Below are 22,528 nucleotides of genomic sequence, written 5' to 3' on the forward strand. Positions count from 1 at the left end.
CCCCGCCGGACAGCGCCCCGGCCGGCTCACCGCCTCACAGCTGGGTCGGCCGGCGCTCGGTCAGGCCGTACTTCTTGGCGATGGCGTTCCAGAGCGCCGCGGCCTTGGCCTTCTCCTTGCTGGCCGTGCCGCTCGCCCGGTTGGCCTCCGAGGGCTGGGTGGCGGCCTTGCCCTTCTTGCAGCCCTTCTTGCCGGCCGTCCGGTCGGCCCAGGCCGCGTAGTGGTTGTCGGCCGACGCGGAGGCCTGCCACGCCTTGGTGAGCGCGGTGGTCAGCTCGGTGTGGCGGGGCAGCTGGTCCACCGACAGCTTGGAGAGGCTGTCGACCAGCCCGTTGCGCTGCTTGGCGGCCTCGCGCAGGTCCTTGGCCGCCTGGGACAGGTTGTCGCAGGTCTTCACGTCACCCACGGCGTTGATCACCGTGGTGCGGCCGGTGCCGCTCTCGGCGAGCAGCTTGTCCAGCTCGACGGCCTGCTGCCGGACAGGATCAACCGTCGGCGAGGCCTCGGCGGACGCGGACTCGGACGCGGGGGCCGTGGCGGACACCGTCTGGTTGGCGCCCTTGTCCTCGTCCTCTCCCCCGCCGGCCATCATCGCGCCGGCGCCGACCCCGACGACGGCGATGCCCACGCCGACGGCCACGAGGACCGGCAGCCGCGAACCGGTACGCCCGCCCCGGCCGCCCCGGCCGCCTGCGTCGTCGTTGCCGCGCCGCCTGCCGCCGCCACCGCCGCCGCCCGGGCCCTGCGGGACGTACCCGGCCTGGCCGCCGGGGTACGGCGCCTGGGGCGCGTCGAAGCGGGGCATCTGCTGGGTGGCCGAGGCCGGGCTCTCGGCCCCCGGGGAACCTCGGAAGAGGCTGTCGAACTCGGCGGGCGGCTGACGGCCCTCGTCGACGCCGGGCCCGGCACCGAACGGGGCACCGGCGGGGCCGCCGGGCACGGGCGCGATGAACTGCGTGGCCTCGGCGTCGGGGTTGGGCGCGGGCGCGGCGGGCGCGGGCTGGTGCCCGGCCACGGGCGGCGCGGCGTACTGGGGTGCCTGGCCGAGGTACCGCGTCGACTCGCCGGCGTGCGGCTGCACGGGTCTCTCCGGCGGCAGCGCGCCCGGCCCCGCGGGCGGGACCGGCGGTATGTACTGGGTGGCGCCCTCGTCGGCGGGCGGGACCGGCGGCAGGAACTGCGTCGCGCCCTCGTCGGCGGGCGGCAGCGGCGCGGCACCCCCGCCCTGCTGCTGGTACTGCTGGTACTGGTGCTGCCCGTACGGCGGCTGCGCGCCGTAGGACGGGTCGCCCGCCGGCGTGCCGTACGACGGCGGCTGCGCGCCCTCCGGCGGCAGCGGACCGGGTCCGGCCTGCGGCGGCAGGGCGCCCGGGGCCTGCGCGGGGGAGCCCTGCGCGGGCGGCCAGGCCTGCGGGGCCGAGGGCGGCGCGGACTGCCGCGGGGTCTCCGGGGCGCCCCACGGCTGGGCGTCGGGCGGGGTGGGCCAGCCCTGGCCGGGGGACGGGCTCTGCTGCTCGGGGCCCCAGGGGCGGTCCCAGGCCTGGCCGCCGGGCGGCGCCGAGGCGGGCGCCGGGCCACCGGCCTGCGGGCCGACGGGAGTGCCGGCCAGACCGGGCAGCAAGGGCTCGCCGCCGTCCGAGGGCAGCACGATGCCTTCGCGCGCTTGCCGCGGCGAGGGCTCCTCGCCCTGTCCACTCTGCGTCACCGGGACTCCTACGAATGGGGGACCTTCGGAATCGTCGGCTCACGCTACCGGGTCCCCCGAGCCCACTGCCACGCCGCCCGGGGCGTCGACTCCTTCCCTGTGACAGCAGTAACAAAACCAGGCCGCGGTGCGCTGTTGATGTCCCTTTCCGCTCACCGCGGCGGAGTTTCACGCGTGTTCACTCATCCGCGCCCCGTCCGTTCACGCCGCGGCCTGCAGGTCGAGCCGGGCACCGAACTCCCTGACCACCGCTTCTTCCCGGTACGGCTCGAGCCGGGCCTGGAAGTCGTCCAGGTACTCGGCGCCCCGGTTCGAGCGCAGCGTCTCCAGCAGTTCGACCGCCTTCGTCGCCGTGTTGCAGGCCTGTTCGATCTCGCGCTGCTGCACCTGCGCCGTGGCCAACAGCACATGGCCGATGGCCCGCCTGCGCGCCCGTGACTCGGGGTGCCCGTCCAGGGACTGCCGCGCGTAGCGGGCGGCCGCGTCGGCCTGTCCCAGGTCCCGGTGGCAGTGCGCCAACTCGTCGGCGAGGTAGGCGTCGTCGAAGTGCGCGATCCACACCGGGTCGTCCCCGGAGGCCGGATCGGCCGACTCCATCGCGCCGACCGCCCGCCCGGCCGCCTCGTGGGCCGCCCGTACGTCGCCCAGCAGCGCGTGGCCGCGGGCCTCGGCCGCGTGGAACATCGACTCCGCGCGCGGAGTCACCCGCCCGCGTGCGCCCTCCTGCGCCGCCCGCGCCAACTGGGCGATCTCGCGCGGGTTCCCGAGCTGTGCGGCGAGGTGGCTCATGGAGGCGGCGAGGACGTACCCGCCGTAGCCGCGGTCCCCGGCGGCCTGGGCCAGCCGGAGCGACTGGATGTAGTACCGCTGCGCGAGGCCCGGTTGGCCGGTGTCGACGGCCATGTATCCGGCCAGTTCGGTCAGGCGCGCGACGGTGGCGAACAACTCCCTTCCGACCGCCTCCCGGTAGGAGCCGGCCAGCAGCCCCGAGACGACGCTGTTCAGGTAGTGCACGAGGACCGGGCGCACGTGCCCGCTGCCGTACTGGTGGTCCAGGTCCACCAGGGCCTGTGTCATCGCCCGCACGGCCGCCACGTCGGACTGGCCCACCCGCGGCCCGGCCGAACGCGACACCTGCGGATCGGGGGCGGAAATCAGCCAGTCCCGGCTGGGCTCGACGAGCGCCGAGGCGGCGACGGAGGAACCGGACAGGAAGTCCCGGCGCCCCACGTCGCTGCGCCACAGCTCGCAGACCTGCTCGATGGCCCCCAGTACCGTCGGCGAGAACTGGAGGCCGACGCCGGACGCGAGGTTCTTGCCGTTGGCCATGCCGATCTCGTCGATCGTGACCGTGCGGCCGAGCTTGCGTCCGAGCGCCTCGGCGATGATCGCCGGTGCCCGGCCCCGCGGTTGCTGTCCCCGCAGCCAGCGGGCCACGGAGGTCTTGTCGTACCGCAGGTCGAGACCGTGCTCGACCCCGCACACGTTGACCCGGCGGGCGAGGCCCGCGTTCGAGCAGCCCGCTTCCTGAATGAGCGCCTGCAGTCGTTCGTTCGGCTGCCGCGCGACGAGAGGCCTTGCGGCCATGGCGTAACCCCCATGCGGTCTCATGCGGTCTCGATGCTGTCCCGGCGGATCGTCGGACGAAATGGAACGGATCCGGCCGTGAAGATCAATGCCCAGTCGATGTGCCGACAATGCGAGACTTACGAAGCTTGCGATGCTTACGAGGATTGCCGGGGTAACGGCCGGTGCCGGCCCCAGTCCTGGCTACCCAGCTCCCGCGCTGAATCCTCCTGCGCGCCCCCACCTGTGCACCCATGCGCCCCGAGTGCCGTGCCGACGCCCCTCCCCCGCGCGCGCCGCCCCCGTAACCCCTGGTGGGCCCGGGAGTTGAGTTCCACGTGGAAGAGACCATCCCCGGCACCGAAGCCGCCCAGATCCCGCAGCAGCGCGGCACGTCGCTGCTGGAGACCGCCGTTCGCTACGCCGAGGAGCGTCACTGGGACGTGCTTCCCGGCACCTGGCTGGTGCCCGCCGACGGGGTGCAGCGCTGCTCCTGCGGCGACCCGGCGTGCGCCGCCCCGGGCGCGCACCCGGCGCGCGAGGACTGGGCGGCGCAGGCCACCGGCAGCGCGACCGTCGCCCGGCGGATGTGGCAGAAGCAGCCGGGGGCGTCGATCCTGCTGCCCACGGGACGGACGTTCGACGCGATCGACGTGCCGGAGACCGCCGGGTTCCTGGCGCTGGCGCGGATGCAGCGGATGGAGCTGACGCTGGGACCGGTGACGCTGGCGCCGGACCGGCGGATGCGGTTCTTCGTCCTGCCGGGGGCCGGGGCGAAGGTGCCCGATCTCGTGCGGCGGTTGGGGTGGTCGCCCCGGGTTCTCGATCTGGGCGTGCTCGGGGAGGGGGCGTACGTGGCGGCGCCGCCGACGCGGTTCGGGTCGGCGGGTGCGGTGCAGTGGGCCTGCCGGCCGACCGCTGCGAATAGGTGGTTGCCGGATGTGGAGGAGTTGATCTCGCCGTTGACGTACGCGTGCGGTCGGGATCGTTAGGGGGCGGGATCGTCAGGGGGCGCGCCCCTTCATCTGCCGCGCTGCCGCGACTTGGCGGCTGACGGCCGTGGGTGGCCTCTCGCGCAGTTCCCCGCGCCCCTGGTCGGCGCTGCTCCCCCGTAGGGTGCCAAGTCGACGGAGGGAGACGTGGTGAGTAACAGCGCCGTGCGGGTTCAGGGGCTCTGGAAGCGGTTCGGGCAGCAGGTGGCCGTGGGCGGGATCGATCTGGAGCTGCCGGCGGGGAAGTTCATCGGGCTCGTCGGGCCCAACGGGGCCGGGAAGACCACCACGCTCTCCATGGTGACCGGGCTGCTGCGGCCGGATCAGGGGTCGGTCGAGGTCGTGGGGCACGACGTGTGGCGCGATCCGGTCGAGGTGAAGGCCAGGATCGGGGTGCTGCCCGAGGGGCTGCGGCTCTTCGAGCGGCTGTCGGGGCGGGAACTGCTCGGCTACACCGGCCGGCTGCGCGGGCTGCCCGGCGCGGAGGTCGACAAGCGGGCCACCCAGCTCCTCGACGTGCTCGACCTCGCGGGGGCCCAGCACAAGCTGGTCGTCGACTACTCGACCGGCATGCGGAAGAAGATCGGCCTCGCCGCCGCACTGCTGCACAATCCGGAAGTGCTCTTCCTGGACGAGCCGTTCGAGGGCGTCGACCCGGTCTCCGCGCAGACCATCCGGGGCGTTCTGGAGCGATACACCGCCTCCGGCGCCACCGTCGTCTTCTCCTCCCACGTCATGGAGCTGGTGGAGTCGCTGTGCGACTGGGTGGCCGTCATGGCCGCGGGCCGTATCCGTGCCACCGGGACGCTCGCCGAGGTCCGCGGCGAGGCGGCCTCGTTGCAGGAGGCGTTCCTCGAACTCGTCGGTGCGGGGGGCCGGGACGCCGGTTCGGACCTGGACTGGCTGGGCGGCGGATCCCGATGAGCACGCGGACCTCACCGGCCGCGTCGGGCCCGTCCGGCTCGTCGGGCCGCCCACCGGCCGCCTCCAGCGCGTCCGTCACCTCCGTCACCTCCGTCTTCGTGCGGCTGAAGCTGTCGCTGCTGTGCAACGGGCTGCGGCAGTCCGGCGGGCGGCGGGCCGCGTACATCGCCTCCGCCGTCCTCGTGCTGCTCTTCGCCGCGCTCCAGCTGATCGGCCTGATCGCACTGCGCGGGTACGCCCACGTGGACTCGCTGGTCGTCCTGCTGGCGGCGGTGCTCGCGCTGGGCTGGGCGGTGATGCCGCTGTTCTTCCCCGGCGGCGACGAGACGCTCGACCCCACCCGGCTGGTGATGCTGCCGCTGCGGCCCGGCCCCCTGGTGCGGGCGCTGCTCACGTCCTCGCTGGTGGGCATCGGGCCGCTGTTCACCCTGTGCATGTTCGCCGGTTCCGTGGTCGCGGTCGCGCACGGCGGGGCGGCGTACGCCGTCGGGGTCGTCGGCGCGGTCCTCGCGCTGCTGGTGTGCGTGACCCTGGCGCGGGCCGTCGCCGCCGCCAACGTACGGCTGCTGACCAGCCGCAAGGGCCGCGATCTCGCGGTGCTGAGCGGGCTGGTCGTCGCGGTGGGCGCGCAGCTCGTCAACTTCGGCGCGCAGCGGCTGGGGTCCGCGGGGCTCGGTGAGCTCGACCCGGTGGCCGACGTGGTGCGCTGGGTGCCGCCGGCGTCGGCGGTCGGCGCGATGGACTCGGCGAGCGACGGTTCGTACGGCGTCGCGCTGGTCCAGCTGGCGCTGACGGCCGCGGCGCTGGGGCTGCTGCTGTGGGTGTGGGCCCGCCACCTGACGCGGCTGATGACGGCGCCCGACGGCTCCACGCTCCAGAGCGACGCCGGGGCGGTGCGCGAGCGCGGCTCGGCCGGACTCGCCCGATGGCTGCCGGCGGGCCGTACCGGCACCGCCATGGAGCGCACCCTGCGCTATGTGTGGCGCGACCCGAAGACCAAGGCGGCGTGGGTGACCTCGCTGGCCATCGGCCTGATCGTGCCGGTGTTCAACGCCTGGCAGGGAACCGGGTCGGTCTACTTCGCGTGTTTCGCCGCCGGGATGCTCGGCATCCAGATGTACAACCAGTTCGGGCAGGACACATCCGCGTTCTGGATGGTCGCGATGACGATCTCCTCGACCCGGGACGCCTACGTCGAGCTGCGGGCCCGCGCGCTGGCGCTGCTGCTGATCACACTGCCGTACGCCACCCTCGTCACGGTGCTGACCACCGCGCTGCTCGACGACTGGCGGGCCCTGCCCGAGGCGCTCGGCCTGTCCTTCGCGCTGCTCGGCGCGATGCTGGCGACCGGCGCGTGGACCTCGGCACGCTTCCCGTACTCCATCCCGCAGGAGGGGTACAAGAACGTCGCCCCCGGTCAGGTCGGGCTGGCCTGGGTCTCGATCTTCGGGGGCATGATCGGCGCGGCCCTGCTGTGCGCGCCCGTGATCGCGCTGACGATCTGGCTGAACGTGAGCGGGGGCGCCGGGGGCCTGGGCTGGGTGCTGCTGCCGGTCGGCGCGGTGTACGGCGCGGCGCTGACGCTGCTGGGCCTGCGGCTGGCCGCGCCGCGCACAGCGGACCGGCTGCCGGAGATCCTCACGGCGGTCAGCAAGGGCTGACGGGCGCTCAGGCGTCCCCGAGGGAGTTCAGGAACGGCTCGATGGCCGTCCGCCATGCCTCCGGCTGGTCGTAGTGGACGAGGTGGCCGGCGTCGGCGACCTCCGCGTACTGCCCGTGCGGCAGGACGCGGACCATCTCCTGGGCCTCGGCGCGGCCCAGCTCGCCGTCGAGGCCGCGCACGACCAGGGTGGGGCAGCGCACCTGGGCCAGCTCCTCCCAGTGGGCGTCGTAGACCCAGGTCTCGCGGGAGCGCAGCATCTGCTCGGGCTCGAAGACGGGGCGCCAGCCGTCCGGGGACTCGGCCATCACCTCGGCGTAGAACTCGCCGCGCGCCGGGTTCGGCCGCTCCACCCACGGGTCGTCCTCGCCGAACCACTTGCGGACGTCGGCGAGCGTGGCGAACGGGACCGGCCAGGCGCGGAACCACTCGGTCCAGGTGTGCTGGGAGGCGGCACCGAGGGCGGAGGCCCGCATGTCGCAGACGATCAGTCCGCGGACCAGGTCGGGGCGTTTGGCGGCGAGCTGCCAGGCGGTCAGCGCGCCCATGGCATGGCCGATGAGGACGGCCGGGCCGAGGCCGAGCTGCTCCAGGGCGGCCTCGACGTCCTCGACGTAGGCCTCCCTGGTGTAGGCGGCCCGCGGGGGCTTGTCGCTGCGGCCGTGGCCGCGCTGGTCGAGGGCGACGGCGCGGTGGCGGGCGGAGAGCCAGCGGGCCGTGGGGGCCCAGTGCGAGGCGCGGCCCATCAGGCCGTGCAATAACAGCACGCCGGGCCGGTCTCCGGCACTGGATGCGGAGGGGTCGCCGGATGCGGAGGGGGACGGGTCGTGCGCCCGGTCGGTCTTGGGTGGGTCGCCGAACTCCCAGGCCGCGAGTCGTACGCCGCCCGCGCCGGTCACATCGATGCGCCGCGCCATAGATCCTGGCACCCCCAAGCTCCGCTCGGACCCGCCCGCCCTCACGGGCCGGCCGTCCTGTGAACCGTGTCCTGCCTGCCGTGCAGAGTAACGAACTTATCGAATACTCATTCGAAAGAGCCGTTCCGACGAGCAACACCCCTCATTCGAGTGACACCGCTCAGGGATTGATCGCCGCCGCCCAGGGGAGATCTTCAACGGGAGGCGGACCGCTCGGGGAAAACGGTCCGAGGGGATTGACCTTGAGAGCTCGGGGCTCCAGGTCAGCACAGGGGAGGACAGGCCCCGGCGCCACACGGCGCCGGGGCCCTCTCCGTCTCTCCGGCACGCCCCTCCCCCTCTCCGGCCGGGCGACATCGCTGTCAGCCACGGGCCAAGAGCCCTTCATGTCCGCTGCCTCACGCCACAGCCTCGCACGCGAAGCGTCCGGCCGCTGCCGTTCGGCGCACAGGAATCCCGCAACGACGGGACCCGGTCGACGGCCCCCTCCGGGACCCGGTCAGCGCTTCGCGACGAACACGTGGGAGGCGGTGTCCGCCTCCAGCTCGGCGGCCTCGCCACCGCTGCCCACCAGCACGCCGCCCGCCGACTCGGTCACGCTCACCACCGAGCCGGGCTGCACCCCGGCCCGCCGCAGCGTGTACATCAGCTGCGCGTCGGTCTGGATCGGCTCGCCGATCCGGCGCACGACGACCGTCTTGCCCTCGAGGCCCGGGTCGAGGTCGGCGAGGGACACCATGCCCTCGTCCAGGAACGGATCGGCCCCGTCCGTCTCGCCCAGCTCCTCCAGGCCCGGGATCGGGTTCCCGTACGGCGACTCGGTCGGGTGCCGCAGCAGCTCCAGCACCCGGCGCTCGACCGCCTCGCTCATCACGTGCTCCCAGCGACACGCCTCCGCGTGCACCTGCTCCCACTCCAGGCCGATCACGTCGACGAGCAGGCACTCCGCGAGCCGGTGCTTGCGCATCACGCGCGTCGCCAGCCGCCTCCCCTCGTCGGTCAGCTCCAGATGCCGGTCCGCCGCCACGGACACCAGCCCGTCGCGCTCCATCCGCGCCACCGTCTGGCTGACCGTGGGACCGCTCTGGTCGAGCCGCTCGGCGATCCGGGCGCGCATCGGGACCACACCTTCCTCCTCCAGCTCCAGAATGGTGCGGAGGTACATCTCCGTGGTGTCGATCAGTCCGGACATACGTGCCCCTCGATGAGATTGCCGGAGGCTACGGCCCACCGGCGCGTGCGCTGGCCCTGCCACCAATTCTGACGCATACCACCGACAACCGTGCCTCGCCGCGGAAAGCCGGGCCCGACGGCGCCCGCCCGGACCCTCCCCCGCCGCGTCGACGCCGTATTGACACCGCGCTGGTCCAGACCGCACCGTGATCCGCGACGCAGCCACTCCGAAGGGGTCCCGCATGAGCGACCACAAGCCGGCCGGTCAGTTCCTCGACGCGGCGATCGACCTCCTGCGACGCGTGCGCGACGAGGAGGCGGACAGCGTCGAGGCGGCCGGCACGCTGCTCGCCGACACCGTGCTGAGCGGCGGCCGGCTCTTCGCCTTCGGCGCCGGCCACTCCTCCCTCGCCGCCCAGGACGTGGTGTACCGCGCCGGCGGACTCGCCCTGATGAACCTGCTCGCCGTGCCCGGCGTCGTCGGCGTCGACGTCATGCCCGCCACGCTCGGCTCCGCCCTGGAACGCGTCGACGGCCTCGCGAGCGCCGTCCTGGACTCCTCCCCGCTGCGCGAGGGCGACGCCCTGGTGATCATCTCCCTCTCCGGGCGCAACGCCCTGCCCGTGGAGATGGCCATGAACGCCCGCGCCCTCGGCGTCCGGGTCATCGGCGTGACCTCGGTGGCGTACGCCTCCGAGACCACGTCGCGGCACGTCTCCGGCACCTTCCTCAAGGACCATTGCGACGTCGTACTGGACTCCAAGATCGCCGTCGGCGACGCGGAACTCACCCTCGACACCGTCCCGGCGCCCTTCGCCCCCGCCTCCACGGTCGTCACCAGCGCCCTCATGCAGGCCATGACCGCCACGGCTGCCGCCACCCTCGCCGACCGGGGCGTCGAACCCCCGCTGCTCCGCTCGGGCAACGTGGACGGCGGCCACGAATGGAACGGCCGCGTACTGGAGCAGTACCGGGACCGCATCTTCTACCGCCGCTGAGCGGGTCCGGCGGCCCGCACCGGCTACGGGCCGTCCACCGCGCCGGCCAGGTCCAGCGCGTTCGCGATCCGCACCGCCACGTCCTCGGCGTACATCGCGTCCGGCCGCTCGAAGGCGCTGCGTCCCGCGCCGCGCAGGAACGTGACGACGCCCAGCGTCCGGCCGCGGCTGCGCAGCACCGCGCACAGGCCGTGCACCGTGTCCTCGGGCCACTGGCGGGCCGAGGCCCACCGGCGCACCTGCTCGGCCGGGACCGCCCGCACGCCGGCGCTGGCCCGCACCGAGCCCGCCCGCTCCACGCACTGCACGGCGGGGTGCCCCTCGCCGTAGCGCACCGGCAGCCCCGACGCCCCGGACGGCACACTGGGCCCCGGCGCGCCGGACGGGGTGGCCGCGACCCGCACCAGCCGCACCGGCTCGGCCGCGTCGGTGTCCACCACCGCCCCGCCCACCACCCGGTCGATCAGGGCGTGGTCGGCGAACCCGGCCAGCGCGAAGTCCAGATGGACGATCGCGGCCTCCGCCGGGTCCTCGCACTCGGCCGCGGCACGCGCCGCCCGGTGCAGCTGATTGGCCCGGAAGCGCAGCAGCGCGGCCTCCTGCTCGCTCTGCTTCGACTCCGTGACGTCCTGGAACAGCCAGCCGACGCCCAGCGGCACCGGCTCCTCCGCGAGCGGCGAGGCCAGCCGCACGAACCCACTGCGCCAGCACCGGCGCCGCTCCCCCTCCGGCGTGCGCACGCTCACCCACATCTCGGCGGGCGCGGGCGGCGCGCCCTCGGCCAGGACGTGCGTCAGCGCGTTCTCCAGCTCCTCGACGCCCTGGGCGAGCAGATCGCCGAGCGGGCGGCCCAGCACGGAGGTGCGTCCGGCCCCGAGCGCCCGTGCCGCGTGCGTGTTGACCACGGCGGGGCGCAGGTCCACGTCCACCAGGACGACACCCCAGCTCGCGTCCTCCAGCAGGGCCTCGCTGAGCGCGATGGACCGCTCCAGGTCGATCTGCGCGTGCACCTCGCTGAACGCGCAGTACACCCCCGCCGGCCGCCCGTCGGGCCCGCGGACCGCCGCCGACTGGGTGCGCACCAGGACCCGGCCGCCGTCCTTGGTCAGCAGCGCGAACTCGTTCACCTGGCGGCCCGGCGCCCGCATGGCGGACAGCAGCCGGTCCTCCACCTCGCCGGCGTCCGCGCTGCGCACGGCCCAGCCGGCGAAGCCCTGCCGTCCCACGGCCTCGGCCGCGCTCCATCCCAGGATCCGCTCCGCCTCGCGGTTCCAATGGGTCACGACCCCGTCCGCGTCGAAGGCGCACAGGGCCGCGTCCATGCCGTCGAGGAGCGCGGCCAGCAGGTCCGCGCCGTCCCGCTCGGGCTGCTCCGGCTCGTCCGGCCCCAGCTCGTCGGTGGCCCCACTATGCCGCGAAGCACTCACCTGGACCCCCTGCAGGCTGCGTCCGCCGTACCGTACGTCGGTTCGCTCACTGGCCTTCATTCAACTCGAACGTGATGCAGCACACACCGAGTTCCCGCAAGTTCGCGGAAATCGTTGTACTGCGGAAACTCGGCATAAGCCCCCGTCATGACGGGGCACGGCGGATCATGCCGGGCGGGCGGCGGCGAGCCTCAGGTCGACCCACTCCTCGCGCTCGCCGTCGAGCACGTACCGCTCCTTCTCCACGAACCCACGCGCACGCGCGAACCGCAACCCGTCGGCGTTGGCCGCCAGCACCACGGTCTCCACCGCCCCGGCCTCCAGCTCGCGCGCGTGGGCCAGCCCCGCCTCGTAGAGCGCGGTGCCGATCCCGCGCCCCCGGTACGCCGGCAGCACCCGCGCGATCACGGTCGCCGCCCGCTCCCCGCCGTCGGGCGGCCGGACGGTGGAGCAGCCGACGAGCACGTCATCGAGGTAGGCGTTGGCCAGCCGGTTGCGTCCGGCGCGCTCGCGCGCCTCGTCGAGGGTCATGGCGGCCGGCGGCACGATCACGTTGTGCACGTGCCGCCACTCCTCGACCATGGCGTCCCCGTCCACCGGCTCGATCCGCAGTGCCGGGCCCGCGCCGGTCGCGACCGTGCCGCGCCGCGCGTACACCTCGATCTCGATCCGCATCCGCTCGTCCGCGAGCCCGCAAACCATCATCGTCGCGGCCGGCCGCACCCGGCCGAACGCCCGCCGCAGCACGGGCCAGCACGGCTCGAAGTCCTCCCGCGCGGGCAGCAGGTAGCGCACCCGCACCACGTCCGCGAACGTGCATCCCGCCTCGGCCAGCGCGGCCCCGATGTTGCGCAGGCACTGCTCGGCCTGCTCCACCACGCCCTCGGGGATCGTCATCGACGCGTAGTCGAACCCTGTCGTCCCCGACACGTGCACCCAGTCCCCGTCGACGACGGCCCGGGCGTACCCGATCCGCTCCTCGAACGTCGACCCGCTGACCACTGCCCGCCTCACCGGCGGGACCCCCTCGCGTTCCGTCATGGGCGAAACCGTAGGTGACCAGGGAAGACGCGTCCATGGGAGATCAAGGACGAATCGATCCGGAAATTCGATTGATCGGCGGCCGACGGGTTCCTAGGGTGGGCCGTACACGAGAAGGGAGGTGGTTCGGCAGATGTATGACAACCGGACGCGTGAGGTGGCTGCGGGCTAGCGGCCCGGCACCACACGGAGTGCGGCGCCGGACCAGCGCGTGAGAGAAGCGCGCAGCCGGCCCAATCCCCAGCAGTCACCCGACCCGCGAGTCGCCGGTACGTCCGGCCGGCTCCTCCACGGAGGAACCAGACTCGCGGGTCGCCTGCGTTCAGGGACCGGGGCCTCAGTCCGCGATGTCGGCGTAGCCCTCGATCTCGCGCGGGTCGCGGGTGCCCGGGCCCACGTAGCGGGCGGAGGGGCGGACCAGGCGGCCGGTGCGCTTCTGCTCCAGGATGTGGGCGGACCAGCCGGCGGTGCGGGCGCAGGTGAACATCGAGGTGAACATGGGGGCCGGAACCTCGGCGAAGTCCAGCATGATGGCGGCCCAGAACTCTACGTTGGTGGCCAGGACCCGGTCGGGGCGGCGGGCGTGCAGCTCGGCCAGGGCGGCCTTCTCCAGGGCCTCGGCGACCTCGTAGCGCGGGGCGCCCAGTTCGCGGGCGGTACGGCGCAGGACGCGGGCGCGGGGGTCCTCGGCGCGGTAGACGCGGTGGCCGAAGCCCATGAGGCGTTCGCCCGCGTCGAGGGTCTTCTTGACGTAGGCCTCGGCGTCGCCGGTGCGCTCGATCTCCTCGATCATGTGCAGGACGCGCGAGGGGGCGCCGCCGTGCAGCGGGCCCGACATGGCGCCCACGGCTCCGGAGAGGGCCGCGGCCACGTCGGCGCCGGTGGAGGCGATGACGCGGGCGGTGAAGGTGGAGGCGTTCATGCCGTGCTCGGCGGCGGAGGTCCAGTAGGCGTCGACGGCGGCGACGTGCTTGGGGTCGGGCTCGCCGCGCCAGCGGATCATGAAGCGTTCGACCACCGACTCGGCCTTGTCGATCTCGCGCTGCGGGACCATGGGCAGGCTCTGGCCGCGCGCGGACTGGGCGACGTAGGACAGGGCCATGACGGCGGCGCGGGCGAGGTCGTCGCGGGCCTGGGCGGCGTCGATGTCCAGCAGGGGCTTGAGGCCCCAGGCCGGGGCGAGCATCGCGAGGGCGGACTGGACGTCGACCCTGATGTCGCCGGAGTGCACGGGGATGGGGAAGGGCTCGGCGGGCGGCAGGCCGGGGTTGAAGGCCCCGTCGACGAGCAGGCCCCAGACGTTGCCGAAGGAGACGTGCCCGACCAGGTCCTCGATGTCGACGCCGCGGTAGCGCAGGGCGCCGCCCTCCTTGTCGGGTTCGGCGATCTCCGTCTCGAAGGCGACGACTCCCTCTAGCCCGGGTACGAAGTCGGACATCAGGCGGCTCCTCGTGATCAGTGGTGTACGGCGACCTGGGCGGAGACGGTGCGGCGCCTCCATGGATCCACGGTCGTGTCCCCGACTCGCGGTCCCGGCGGTCACCCCTGTGATGCCCCGTACGGCCGTCGGTCATCCGGCCGGAGCGGGACCAAGCACCATATCCCCGGGTGCCAGGTTTGGGGAGTGGGGTGGCACCGGGTGCCACCCCGGTCGGGGGCGGGGTGGATACGGCAGGATGGGCGGCGTGACCGATCGCGAAGCCGATTCCGGCGTCCCCGCCGCCTCAGTCCCCTTCGATCTCGCCTCCATGCGCAAGCAGTACCGGGCCGAGGGGCTGCCCGAGACCGAGCTGGCGGCGACGCCTGTCGAGCAGTTCGCGCGCTGGTTCAAGCAGGCGGCGACGGACGGCGGGCTGTTCGAGCCGAACGCCATGGTCGTCTCCACGGCGGACGAGCGGGGGCGGCCCAGCTCCCGCACGGTGCTGCTGAAGCACTTCGACGAGCAGGGGTTCGTCTTCTACACCAACTACGACTCCCGCAAGGCGCGCGAGCTGGACGCCAACCCGAACGTCTCGCTGCTGTTCCCCTGGCACCCGATGGCCCGGCAGGTCGTGGTCACGGGCGTCGCGCGCCGCACCGGGCGGGACGAGACCGCCGCGTACTTCCGGACCCGGCCGCACGGCTCCCAGCTGGGCGCCTGGGCCAGCGCGCAGTCGACGGTGGTGGCCGGGCGGCGGGCCCTGGACGCGGCGTACGCGGAGCTGGCGGCGCGTTATCCGGAGGGCGAGCAGGTGCCGGTGCCGCCGCACTGGGGCGGGTTCCGGGTGGTGCCGGACGCGGTGGAGTTCTGGCAGGGCCGCGAGAACCGGCTGCACGACCGGCTGCGGTACGTGGCGCAGGCCGGCGGGGGCTGGCGGGTGGAGCGGCTGAGCCCGTGAATGGCCGGTGGCACGGTGCCGGCACTGGGACAGGTCGCGGGAGCCCCGCACATCAGCTGTCGGCTGAGCAACCTCCGCGACGACTGACCGGCCGCCTCAGTCCAGCGCCTCGTCCAGCAGTCGTGCCCACTGTTCGACCACCCTCTCCCGGCGTGCCCCGTCGTCGGTGAGGAGGTTGGCGAGGCCGAGGCCGCGGGCCATGTCCAGGAGGCCCTGGACGGTTTCGCGGGTGCCGGGGCGGGTCTCGTCGGCGCCGAGGAGGTCGACGGCGATGCGATGGCTCTCGCGGCCGACGCGGGCCTCCAGTTCGGTGACCCGGCCGCGCAGCTGCTCCTCGTTGGAGGCGGCCACCCACAGGTGCAGGGCCGCGCGGAAGAGCGGGCCGGTGTAGAGGTCGACGAGGGCGGCGACCACCGCGCGCCGGTCGTCGGCGGCGGCGCCCTCGGGGAACAGGGCGCGCAGCGCCACGGAGCGTTCCTCGGCGACGTACTCCACGGCCGCCGTGAAGAGGTCCTCGCGGGTCGGGAAGTGGTGCTGGGCGGCGCCGCGGGAGACTCCGGCGTGTTCGGCGACGACGGAGACCGTGGACCCGGCCCAGCCGCGTTCGGCGAGGCAGGCCACGGCGGCTTCCAGGAGCCGTTGCCGGGTGGCCCGGCTGCGGTCCTGCTTGGGCACGCGCTCCGCGCGGTCGGCCGTGTTCACGGCGCCGCTCACACCACCCATTCCGGATCCCGTCGTTCGAGGAAGGCCGTCATCCCCTCGCGGGCCTGCGGGGAGGCGAACAGCCGGGCCGAGAGCGCGGTCAGGTCGGCCGCGTCCCGGTCGAAGGCCTCCAGCACCCTAGCCGTGAGCAGCCGTTTCGTCTCGGCCAGGCCCTGCGGTGAGGCACGGCGCACACCGTCGAGGACGGGTTCGAGTACGGCGTCCACGTCGTCGCCGGCCGCGGTGACCAGGCCGATCCGGGCGGCCTCGGCGGCGTCGAAGCGCTCGCCGGTGAGGTAGTAGCGGGCGAGGGCGCGGGGGTCGGCGCGGGGCAGCAGGGTCAGGGAGATGACGGCGGGCGCCACGCCGATGCGGACCTCGGTGAAGGCGAAGGTCGACTCCGTGGACGCGGCCGCGATGTCGCAGGCGGCGACGAGGCCGAGGCCGCCCGCGCGGACGTGCCCCGCGATCCGGGCGATCACCGGCTTCGGCACCTCGGCGATCTGCCGGAGCAGGCCGACGAGGGCGTCCGGGCGGGGCGGGTCGCGCAGGTCGGCACCGGCGCTGAAGGTGGTGCCGGTGTGGGTGAGGACGACGGCGCGGACGCCGGGGTCCCCGCCCGCGTCGGCGAGGGCGGCGGACAGGGCGCCGACGAGGGCGGCGGACAGGGCGTTGCGGTTGTGCGGGGAGTCGAGGGTGAGGGTCTCGACGCCCCGCGCGCGCGTGCGCTCGACGCGGGCGGTGGGGGTCACTGCTGCTCCCTCAGCTGTCGGCGGAGGATCTTGCCAGAGGCGGCGCGGGGGACGGTGTCGACGAAGGTGACCCGGCGGACGCGTTTGTAGGGGGCGACGCGTTCGGCGACGTACATCATGATCTCGCCCTCCGCGAGGGCGGGCGCGGCCGGCCGGCGGACGACGAAGGCGTGCGGTACCTCGTTGCCGTCGTCGTTGTAGGCGCCGACGACGGCCGCGTCGGCGACGCCGGGGTGGGTGAGCAGGAGGGCCTCGAGTTCGGCGGGGGCCACCTGGAAGCCCTTGTACTTGATCAGTTCCTTGACGCGGTCGACGACGAACAGCCAGCCGTCGGTGTCGACGTGTCCGACGTCGCCGGTGTGCAGCCAGCCGTCGGTGTCGATCATGGCGGCGGTGGCGTCGGGGCGGCCGAGGTAGCCCTTCATGATCTGGGGGCCGCGGATGAGGATCTCGCCGGACTCGCCGGCGGGAAGATCCTTGCCGGGGTCGGTGAGGGACACGATGCGCATCTCGGTGCCGGCGATGAGCTTGCCGACGGTGCCGGGCGGCGCGTCGGCCATGGCGTCCAGGGGGACGACGTGGGTGCCCGGGGACAGTTCCGTCATGCCGTAGGCCTGGCCGACGGGTGGCAGGCCGAGCCGCCGGGAGCAGGCGGCGGCGAGGCGGGCGTCCAGAGGTGCGGCGGCGCTGACGACGTACCTCAGGGAGGAGAGGTCGTAGTCGGCGACCAGGGGGTGCTTGGCGAGCGCGAGGACGATCGGCGGGGCGACGTACAGGCTGGTGATGCGGTGGTTCTGGATGGCGGCGAGGAACTGCTCCAGGTCGAAGCGGGGCAGGACGACGACGGTGGCGCCGAGCCGCAGGGGGGCGTTCATCAGGGCGGTCAGGCCGTAGATGTGGAAGAACGGCAGCACGGCGAGGACGCGGTCGCCCGGCGCGGCCGGCATCAGCGGTTCGAGCTGGGCGAGGTTGGTGGCGATCTGCCGGTGGGTGAGCATGACGCCCTTGGGGGTGCCGGTGGTGCCCGAGGAGTACGGCAGGGCGGCCACGTCCTCGGCCGGGTCGATCGCGACGGACGGCTCGGGGGCGGTCGAGGCCAGCATGTCGACGAGCGAGCGGTGGCCGGGCGCGCTGTCGCAGACCAGGATCTCCCGGACACCGCCCGCGAGTTCGGCGGCCCGGCGGGCGGTGGACAGGAGCGGTGAGACGGTGACGATCCAGCGGGCGGCGCTGTCCTTGAGCTGCTTGGCGAACTCCTCCGCCGTCGCGAGCGGATGCACCGTGGTGACGGAGGCACCCGCGCGGGTGGCGGCGTAGAAGGCCGGCGGGAAGGCGACGGTGTTGGGGCTGTGCAGGGCGAGGACGTCGCCCTTGCGCACGCCGGACTCGGCGAGGGCGGCGGCGACGCGCCGGTGGAACCGGTCCACCTGCTCGTAGGTGAGGGTGGTGCCGTCGGTGCCGTCGATCAGCGCCGGGGTGCTCCCGAAGGCGGCGGCCCCGCCGAGCACCGCGTCGTGGATGGGCAGGTCGACGGGCGGGACGTCTGCGTACTCGCTGCGGAACACGGTTCCTCCGACGCCGTTCGGACACGGCCTAGTACGACTTGGGCAGGCCCAGGGTCTGGTGGGAGACGTAGTTGAGGATCATCTCCCGGCTCACCGGGGCGATACGGGCGACGCGCGACGCCGTTATCAGCCGGGCGAGCCCGAACTCGCGGGTGAGGCCGTTGCCGCCGAGGGTGTGCACGGCCTGGTCGACGGCCTTCACGCAGGCCTCCCCGGCCGCGTACTTGGCCATGTTGGCGGCCTCGCCCGCGCCGACGTCGTCGCCCGCGTCGTAGAGGTGGGCCGCCTTCTGCATCATCAGGCGGGCGAGTTCGAGGTCGATGTGCGCCTGGGCGAGGGGGTGGGCGATGGCCTGGTGGGCGCCGATGGGGGTCTTCCAGACGGTGCGCTCGCGGGCGTACTCGACGGCTTTCGCGAGAGCGTGGCGGCCCATGCCGATCGCGAAGGCGGCCGTCATCACGCGCTCGGGGTTGAGGCCGGCGAAGAGCTGGAGGAGGCCCGCGTCCTCGTCACCGACCAGGGCGGCGGCGGGCAGCCGGACGTCGTCGAGAGTCAGCTCGAACTGCCGCTCCACCGCGTCGAGTTCCATGTCGATGGGGCGGCGCTCGAAGCCGGGTGCGTCGCGCGGGGCGATGAACAGGCAGGGCTTGAGCCTGCCGGTGCGGGCGTCCTCGGTGCGGCCGACGATCAGGGTGGCGTCCGCCATGTCGACGCCGGAGACGAAGACCTTGCGTCCGGTGAGGATCCAGTCCCCGGTGGCCGGGTCGCGGCGGGCGGTGGTGGTGATGCGGTGGCTGTTGGAACCGGCGTCGGGTTCGGTGATGCCGAAGGCCATGAGGCGGGTGCCGTCGGCGAGTGCCGGGAGCCACTCGCGCTTCTGCTCCTCGGTGCCGAAGCGGGCGATGACGGTGCCGCAGATCGCCGGGGAGACGATCATCATGAGGAGCGGGTTGCCCGCGGCGCCCATCTCTTCGAGGACGAGGGAGAGTTCGGTGATGCCGCCGCCGCCTCCGCCGTAGGCCTGCGGCAGGTTGACGCCGATGTAGCCGAGCTTGGCCGCCTCCTGCCAGAAGTGCCTGTTCTCGGCGAGGTCGCGGATGCGGGGGTGGTTCCTGGCGAAGGTGGATACCGCTTCGCGGAGGGACTTGTGCTCGTCGGATTCGATGAGGGTGGTCACTGTGCTCCTTCGGGTGCGGGTTCGTTGTGGCTGGTCGCGCACACGCGGCGGAGCCGCATCTTCAATGCGGCCCCGCGCCCCTACGTCGCTTGCACCACCGCCAGTAGCGAGCCGACCGTCACTTGTTGTCCCGGTACGGCGTTCAGCTCGGCGAGTGTTCCCGTGGTGGGGGCCGTGATCCGGTGTTCCATCTTCATGGCCTCCAGCCACAGGAGGGGCTGGCCCGCCCGGACGGTCGTGCCCTTCCTCAGGCCCTCCGCGACGCGGACGACCGTGCCCGGCATGGGGGCCAGGAGGGAACCGGGGGCGTGCTGGGCGGTGGGGTCGGGGAAGCGGGGCAGGGCGGTGAGGCGGGTGGCGTCGACGTGGATGTGGTCGCCGTAGCGGGCGATGGCGAAGCGGCGCTGGACGCCGTCCGTTTCGAGGACGACCCGCTCGGCGTCGGCGTGGACGACGCGGACGCCGTCGGCGGTGAGACCGGTGCGGGTGTGGCGGTAGCGGACCTCGTGTTCCTCGCCCGCCATCGCGTAGCGCTTGACCTGCGGTTGCGAGGGCAGATTGCGCCAGCCGCCGAAGCGTCCCGCCCGGGTGCTCGCGTCGGCGAGGGCCGCGGCGAGCGGGGCGAGGGGGTCGGGGGCCGGCTCGGTGAGGGCGGCCAGGTGGCGGTCGTAGAAGCCCGTGTCCATGCGGGCGGAGGTGAACTCCTCGTGGCGCAGGGAGCGGACGAGCAGGTCGCGGTTGGTGACCGGGCCGTGGATCGCCGCCCGTTCCAGGGCACCGGCGAGGCGGCGGACGGCCTCCGCGCGCGTGGGTGCGTGGGCGACCGCCTTGGCGAGCATCGGGTCGTAGTGGACGCCGATGTCGTCGCCGTCGGTGTAGCCGGTGTCCAGGCGGATGCCGTCGGGGACGGCGAGGCGGTGCAGGCGGCCGGTCTGCGGGGCCCAGCCGTGGGCGGGGTCCTCGGCGTACAGGCGGGCCTCGACGGCGTGTCCACGCGCGCGCGGGGGGTCGTTCTCGAGGGCGTGGCCTTCGGCGATCCGGAGTTGGAGGGCGACGAGGTCGATGCCGAAGAGCTCCTCGGTGACGGGGTGCTCGACCTGGAGGCGGGTGTTCATCTCCAGGAAGTGCGCCCTGCCGCCGGCGACGAGGAACTCGACGGTGCCGGCGCCGGCGTAGTCGACGGCGCGGGCGGCGCGTACGGCGAGGTCGTGGAGTTCGGCGGTGAGTTCGGGGGTCAGGCCGGGTGCCGGGGCCTCCTCGATCACCTTCTGGTGGCGGCGCTGGAGGGAGCAGTCGCGGGTGCCGAGCGCCCAGACGGTGCCGTGGGTGTCGGCGAGGATCTGCACCTCGACGTGGCGGCCGTTCTCCAGGTAGGGCTCGACGAAGACCTCGCCGTTGCCGAAGGCGCTCGTGGCCTCGGCACGGGCGGCGGTCAGTTCGGCGTCGAGGTCGGCGAGGTCGCGTACGACGCGCATGCCGCGTCCGCCGCCGCCCGCCGCCGCCTTCACCAGCACCGGCAGGTCGGCCTCGGTGACGTCGGTGAGGGGCGCGATGCCCATCAGTTCCTTGGCGCGGGTCTTGGACGCCATCGCCTCGATGGCCTCGGGCGGCGGCCCGATCCACACCAGCCCCGCGTCCCGCACGGCGCGCGCGAAGTCGGCGTTCTCGGAGAGGAAGCCGTAACCGGGGTGGACGGCGTCGGCTCCGGCGGCGACGGCGGCCTTCACGATCAGGTCGCCGCGCAGGTAGGTGTCGGCGGGGGACGCGCCCGGCAGGCGTACGGCCGCGTCGGCCACGCGCGCGTGGAGGGCGTTCTCGTCGGCGTCCGAGTGCACGGCGACGGTCCGGATTCCCCACGCGTGGCAGGTGCGGAAGACGCGGCAGGCGATCTCGCCCCGGTTGGCGACGAGTACGGAGGCAATCATGTGGTTCCTCACATCCGGAAGACGCCGAAGCCGCCGCGCGCGCCCTGGTAGGGGGCGGTGTGGATGGCGGACAGGCACAGGCCGAGGACGGTGCGGGTGTCGCGCGGGTCGATGACGCCGTCGTCGTAGAGCCGCCCGGACAGGAACATGGGCAGTGACTCGGCCTCGATCTGCTGCTCCACCATGGCGCGCAGGGCGGCGTCGCCCTCGTCGTCGTACGGCTGTCCCTTCGCGGCGGCGGACTGGCGGGCGACGATGGACAGCACGCCGGCGAGCTGCTGGGGGCCCATGACGGCGGACTTGGCGCTGGGCCAGGCGAACAGGAAGCGGGGGTCGTAGGCGCGGCCGCACATGCCGTAGTGACCGGCGCCGTAGGAGGCGCCGAGGAGGACGGACAGGTGGGGGACGCGGGAGTTGGAGACCGCGTTGATCATCATGGCGCCGTGCTTGATGATGCCGCCCTGCTCGTACTCCTTGCCCACCATGTAGCCGGTGGTGTTGTGGAGGAACAGGAGCGGGATGTCGCGCTGGTTGGCGAGCTGGATGAACTGGGCGGCCTTCTGCGACTCCTCGCTGAACAGGACGCCCTGGGCGTTGGCGAGGATGCCCAGCGGGTAGCCGTGCAGGGCCGCCCAGCCGGTGGTCAGGCTGGTCCCGTACAGCGGTTTGAACTCGTCGAAGTCGGAGGCGTCGACGATCCGGGCGATGACCTCGCGCGGGTCGAAGGGGGTGCGCAGGTCGCCGGGGACGATGCCGAGGAGTTCCTCGGGGTCGTACTTGGGCGGCTCGGCGAGGGGCGGATCGGCGTACGCCTTGCGGTGGCCCAGGCGGGCGACGACGCGGCGGGCCTGACGCAGGGCGTCGGGCTCGTCGACGGCGAAGTGGTCGGCGAGGCCGGAGGTGCGGGCGTGCATCTCGGCGCCGCCCAGGGACTCGTCGTCGCTCTCCTCGCCGGTGGCCATCTTGACCAGGGGCGGCCCGCCGAGGAACACCTTGGCGCGCTCCTTGACCATGATCACGTGGTCGGACATGCCGGGGATGTAGGCGCCCCCCGCGGTCGAGTTGCCGAAGACGACGGCGACGGTGGGGATCCCGGCCGCCGACAGCCGTGTGAGGTCCCGGAAGATCGCGCCGCCGGGGATGAAGATCTCCTTCTGGGAGGGCAGGTCGGCGCCGCCGGACTCGACGAGGCTGATGCAGGGCAGCCGGTTGGCGAGGGCGATGTCGTTGGCGCGCAGGGCCTTCTTCAGCGACCAGGGGTTGCTGGCGCCGCCGCGCACGGTGGGGTCGTTGGCGGTGATCAGGCACTCGACGCCCTCGACGACGCCGATGCCGGTGACGAGCGAGGCGCCGACCGTGTACTCGCTCCCCCAGGCCGCCAGCGGCGACAGCTCCAGGAAGGGCGTGTCCGGGTCGAGGAGCAGCTCGATGCGCTCGCGGGCGAGGAGCTTGCCGCGCTTGCGGTGCCGGGCGACGTACTTCTCGCCGCCGCCCTCGAGGGCCTTGGCGTGTTCGGCGTCCAGGTCGGCGAGCTTGGCGAGCATGGCCTCGCGGTGCGCGCGGTGGTCGGGGTCGGCGGGGTCCAGGGCGGAGGCGAGGACGGTCACAGCGCGTTCCCCGGGGCGT

18 protein-coding genes are annotated in these 22,528 nt (G+C 73.6%); 5 read left to right on the top strand and 13 right to left on the bottom strand.

Going from position 1 to position 22,528, the window contains the following annotated elements; all coding sequences use genetic code 11:
* Positions 1–34: 34 nt before the first annotated feature.
* Both ACZ6IM_RS14175 and ACZ6IM_RS14180 read right to left on the bottom strand, forming a co-directional pair.
* On the bottom strand, positions 35–1,705 hold the full coding sequence (locus tag ACZ6IM_RS14175) for a hypothetical protein (RefSeq protein WP_052839199.1): 1,671 nt from the start codon (positions 1,703–1,705) through the stop codon (positions 35–37).
* Between the two features lie 201 nt (positions 1,706–1,906).
* Complete coding sequence (locus ACZ6IM_RS14180) at positions 1,907–3,292, bottom strand: hypothetical protein (protein ID WP_052839198.1); 1,386 nt, start codon at positions 3,290–3,292, stop codon at positions 1,907–1,909.
* Positions 3,293–3,609: 317 nt separating this feature from the next.
* Here ACZ6IM_RS14180 and ACZ6IM_RS14185 point away from each other — a divergent pair, with 317 nt between their 5' ends.
* From ACZ6IM_RS14185 to ACZ6IM_RS14195, 3 genes are all read left to right on the top strand, one after another.
* Entirely contained in the window at positions 3,610–4,263 is a 654-nt protein-coding gene (locus tag ACZ6IM_RS14185) for a bifunctional DNA primase/polymerase (protein ID WP_052839197.1), read from the top strand.
* A 147-nt stretch (positions 4,264–4,410) separates the two neighbouring features.
* A complete protein-coding gene (locus ACZ6IM_RS14190) occupies positions 4,411–5,187 on the top strand; it encodes an ABC transporter ATP-binding protein (RefSeq protein WP_052839196.1) in 777 nt (258 codons plus the stop codon).
* Positions 5,184–6,848, top strand: a complete 1,665-nt coding sequence (locus ACZ6IM_RS14195) for a transporter (protein ID WP_469556704.1) — start codon at positions 5,184–5,186, stop codon at positions 6,846–6,848. Before ACZ6IM_RS14190 ends, ACZ6IM_RS14195 begins: the two co-directional genes overlap by 4 nt.
* 7 nt (positions 6,849–6,855) lie before the next feature.
* Here ACZ6IM_RS14195 and ACZ6IM_RS14200 read toward each other — a convergent pair whose 3' ends face one another.
* The gene (locus tag ACZ6IM_RS14200; RefSeq protein ID WP_052839194.1) at positions 6,856–7,764 is read right to left on the bottom strand and encodes an alpha/beta fold hydrolase; all 909 of its coding nucleotides are present in this window, start codon (positions 7,762–7,764) and stop codon (positions 6,856–6,858) included.
* A gap of 499 nt (positions 7,765–8,263) precedes the next feature.
* Positions 8,264–8,956, bottom strand: a complete 693-nt coding sequence (locus ACZ6IM_RS14205; protein ID WP_052839193.1) for a metal-dependent transcriptional regulator — start codon at positions 8,954–8,956, stop codon at positions 8,264–8,266.
* Between the two features lie 223 nt (positions 8,957–9,179).
* On the opposite strand from ACZ6IM_RS14205, the gene ACZ6IM_RS14210 reads away from it, so the two are divergent.
* The gene (locus ACZ6IM_RS14210; protein WP_052839192.1) at positions 9,180–9,935 is read left to right on the top strand and encodes an SIS domain-containing protein; all 756 of its coding nucleotides are present in this window, start codon (positions 9,180–9,182) and stop codon (positions 9,933–9,935) included.
* Positions 9,936–9,958: 23 nt separating this feature from the next.
* Here ACZ6IM_RS14210 and ACZ6IM_RS14215 read toward each other — a convergent pair whose 3' ends face one another.
* The 3 genes from ACZ6IM_RS14215 to ACZ6IM_RS14225 all read right to left on the bottom strand — a co-directional run bounded on the left by ACZ6IM_RS14215 (position 9,959) and on the right by ACZ6IM_RS14225 (position 13,841).
* Positions 9,959–11,422 carry a PAS domain-containing protein gene (locus tag ACZ6IM_RS14215; protein WP_052839191.1) on the bottom strand — a complete coding sequence of 488 codons (1,464 nt, stop codon included), beginning with the start codon at positions 11,420–11,422 and terminating at the stop codon, positions 9,959–9,961.
* A 105-nt stretch (positions 11,423–11,527) separates the two neighbouring features.
* On the bottom strand, positions 11,528–12,403 hold the full coding sequence (locus ACZ6IM_RS14220; protein WP_052839190.1) for a GNAT family N-acetyltransferase: 876 nt from the start codon (positions 12,401–12,403) through the stop codon (positions 11,528–11,530).
* A gap of 337 nt (positions 12,404–12,740) precedes the next feature.
* Positions 12,741–13,841, bottom strand: coding sequence for a citrate synthase 2 (locus ACZ6IM_RS14225; RefSeq protein ID WP_052839189.1), 1,101 nt, complete (start codon positions 13,839–13,841; stop codon positions 12,741–12,743).
* A gap of 238 nt (positions 13,842–14,079) precedes the next feature.
* On the opposite strand from ACZ6IM_RS14225, the gene pdxH reads away from it, so the two are divergent.
* Complete coding sequence (gene pdxH / locus ACZ6IM_RS14230) at positions 14,080–14,781, top strand: pyridoxamine 5'-phosphate oxidase (protein WP_469556708.1); 702 nt, start codon at positions 14,080–14,082, stop codon at positions 14,779–14,781.
* A 96-nt stretch (positions 14,782–14,877) separates the two neighbouring features.
* Here the strand turns inward: pdxH and ACZ6IM_RS14235 are convergent, their stop codons facing one another.
* The 6 genes from ACZ6IM_RS14235 to ACZ6IM_RS14260 form a co-directional block, all read right to left on the bottom strand.
* Positions 14,878–15,504 (bottom strand): TetR/AcrR family transcriptional regulator, encoded by a 627-nt coding sequence (locus tag ACZ6IM_RS14235; protein WP_052839188.1) that lies wholly within the window; start codon positions 15,502–15,504, stop codon positions 14,878–14,880.
* A complete protein-coding gene (locus ACZ6IM_RS14240; RefSeq protein WP_052839187.1) occupies positions 15,492–16,235 on the bottom strand; it encodes an enoyl-CoA hydratase family protein in 744 nt (247 codons plus the stop codon). The genes ACZ6IM_RS14235 and ACZ6IM_RS14240 overlap by 13 nt, the downstream gene beginning before the upstream one ends.
* Entirely contained in the window at positions 16,232–17,800 is a 1,569-nt protein-coding gene (locus ACZ6IM_RS14245) for a 4-coumarate--CoA ligase family protein (RefSeq protein ID WP_052839186.1), read from the bottom strand. The genes ACZ6IM_RS14240 and ACZ6IM_RS14245 overlap by 4 nt, the downstream gene beginning before the upstream one ends.
* Before the next feature lie 28 nt (positions 17,801–17,828).
* On the bottom strand, positions 17,829–18,977 hold the full coding sequence (locus ACZ6IM_RS14250; protein ID WP_469556711.1) for an acyl-CoA dehydrogenase family protein: 1,149 nt from the start codon (positions 18,975–18,977) through the stop codon (positions 17,829–17,831).
* Between the two features lie 80 nt (positions 18,978–19,057).
* The gene (locus ACZ6IM_RS14255; RefSeq protein ID WP_052839184.1) at positions 19,058–20,902 is read right to left on the bottom strand and encodes an acetyl/propionyl/methylcrotonyl-CoA carboxylase subunit alpha; all 1,845 of its coding nucleotides are present in this window, start codon (positions 20,900–20,902) and stop codon (positions 19,058–19,060) included.
* Positions 20,903–20,910: 8 nt separating this feature from the next.
* The gene (locus tag ACZ6IM_RS14260; RefSeq protein ID WP_052839183.1) at positions 20,911–22,509 is read right to left on the bottom strand and encodes an acyl-CoA carboxylase subunit beta; all 1,599 of its coding nucleotides are present in this window, start codon (positions 22,507–22,509) and stop codon (positions 20,911–20,913) included.
* Positions 22,510–22,528: the final 19 nt, after the last annotated feature.

The organism is Streptomyces sp. NPDC042336 (assembly GCF_055581985.1).

Excerpts from the sequence above, each read along its gene's own strand:
- ACZ6IM_RS14180 (WP_052839198.1), bottom strand. The coding sequence starts at position 3,292 with ATGGCCGCAAGGCCTCTCGTCGCGCGGCAGCCGAACGAACGACTGCAG.
- ACZ6IM_RS14195 (WP_469556704.1), top strand. The coding sequence starts at position 5,184 with ATGAGCACGCGGACCTCACCGGCCGCGTCGGGCCCGTCCGGCTCGTCG.
- ACZ6IM_RS14200 (WP_052839194.1), bottom strand. The coding sequence starts at position 7,764 with ATGGCGCGGCGCATCGATGTGACCGGCGCGGGCGGCGTACGACTCGCG.
- ACZ6IM_RS14205 (WP_052839193.1), bottom strand. The coding sequence starts at position 8,956 with ATGTCCGGACTGATCGACACCACGGAGATGTACCTCCGCACCATTCTG.
- ACZ6IM_RS14210 (WP_052839192.1), top strand. The coding sequence starts at position 9,180 with ATGAGCGACCACAAGCCGGCCGGTCAGTTCCTCGACGCGGCGATCGAC.
- ACZ6IM_RS14215 (WP_052839191.1), bottom strand. The coding sequence starts at position 11,422 with ATGAAGGCCAGTGAGCGAACCGACGTACGGTACGGCGGACGCAGCCTG.
- ACZ6IM_RS14220 (WP_052839190.1), bottom strand. The coding sequence starts at position 12,403 with ATGACGGAACGCGAGGGGGTCCCGCCGGTGAGGCGGGCAGTGGTCAGC.
- ACZ6IM_RS14225 (WP_052839189.1), bottom strand. The coding sequence starts at position 13,841 with ATGTCCGACTTCGTACCCGGGCTAGAGGGAGTCGTCGCCTTCGAGACG.
- pdxH (WP_469556708.1), top strand. The coding sequence starts at position 14,080 with ATGGGCGGCGTGACCGATCGCGAAGCCGATTCCGGCGTCCCCGCCGCC.
- ACZ6IM_RS14235 (WP_052839188.1), bottom strand. The coding sequence starts at position 15,504 with ATGGGTGGTGTGAGCGGCGCCGTGAACACGGCCGACCGCGCGGAGCGC.
- ACZ6IM_RS14255 (WP_052839184.1), bottom strand. The coding sequence starts at position 20,902 with ATGATTGCCTCCGTACTCGTCGCCAACCGGGGCGAGATCGCCTGCCGC.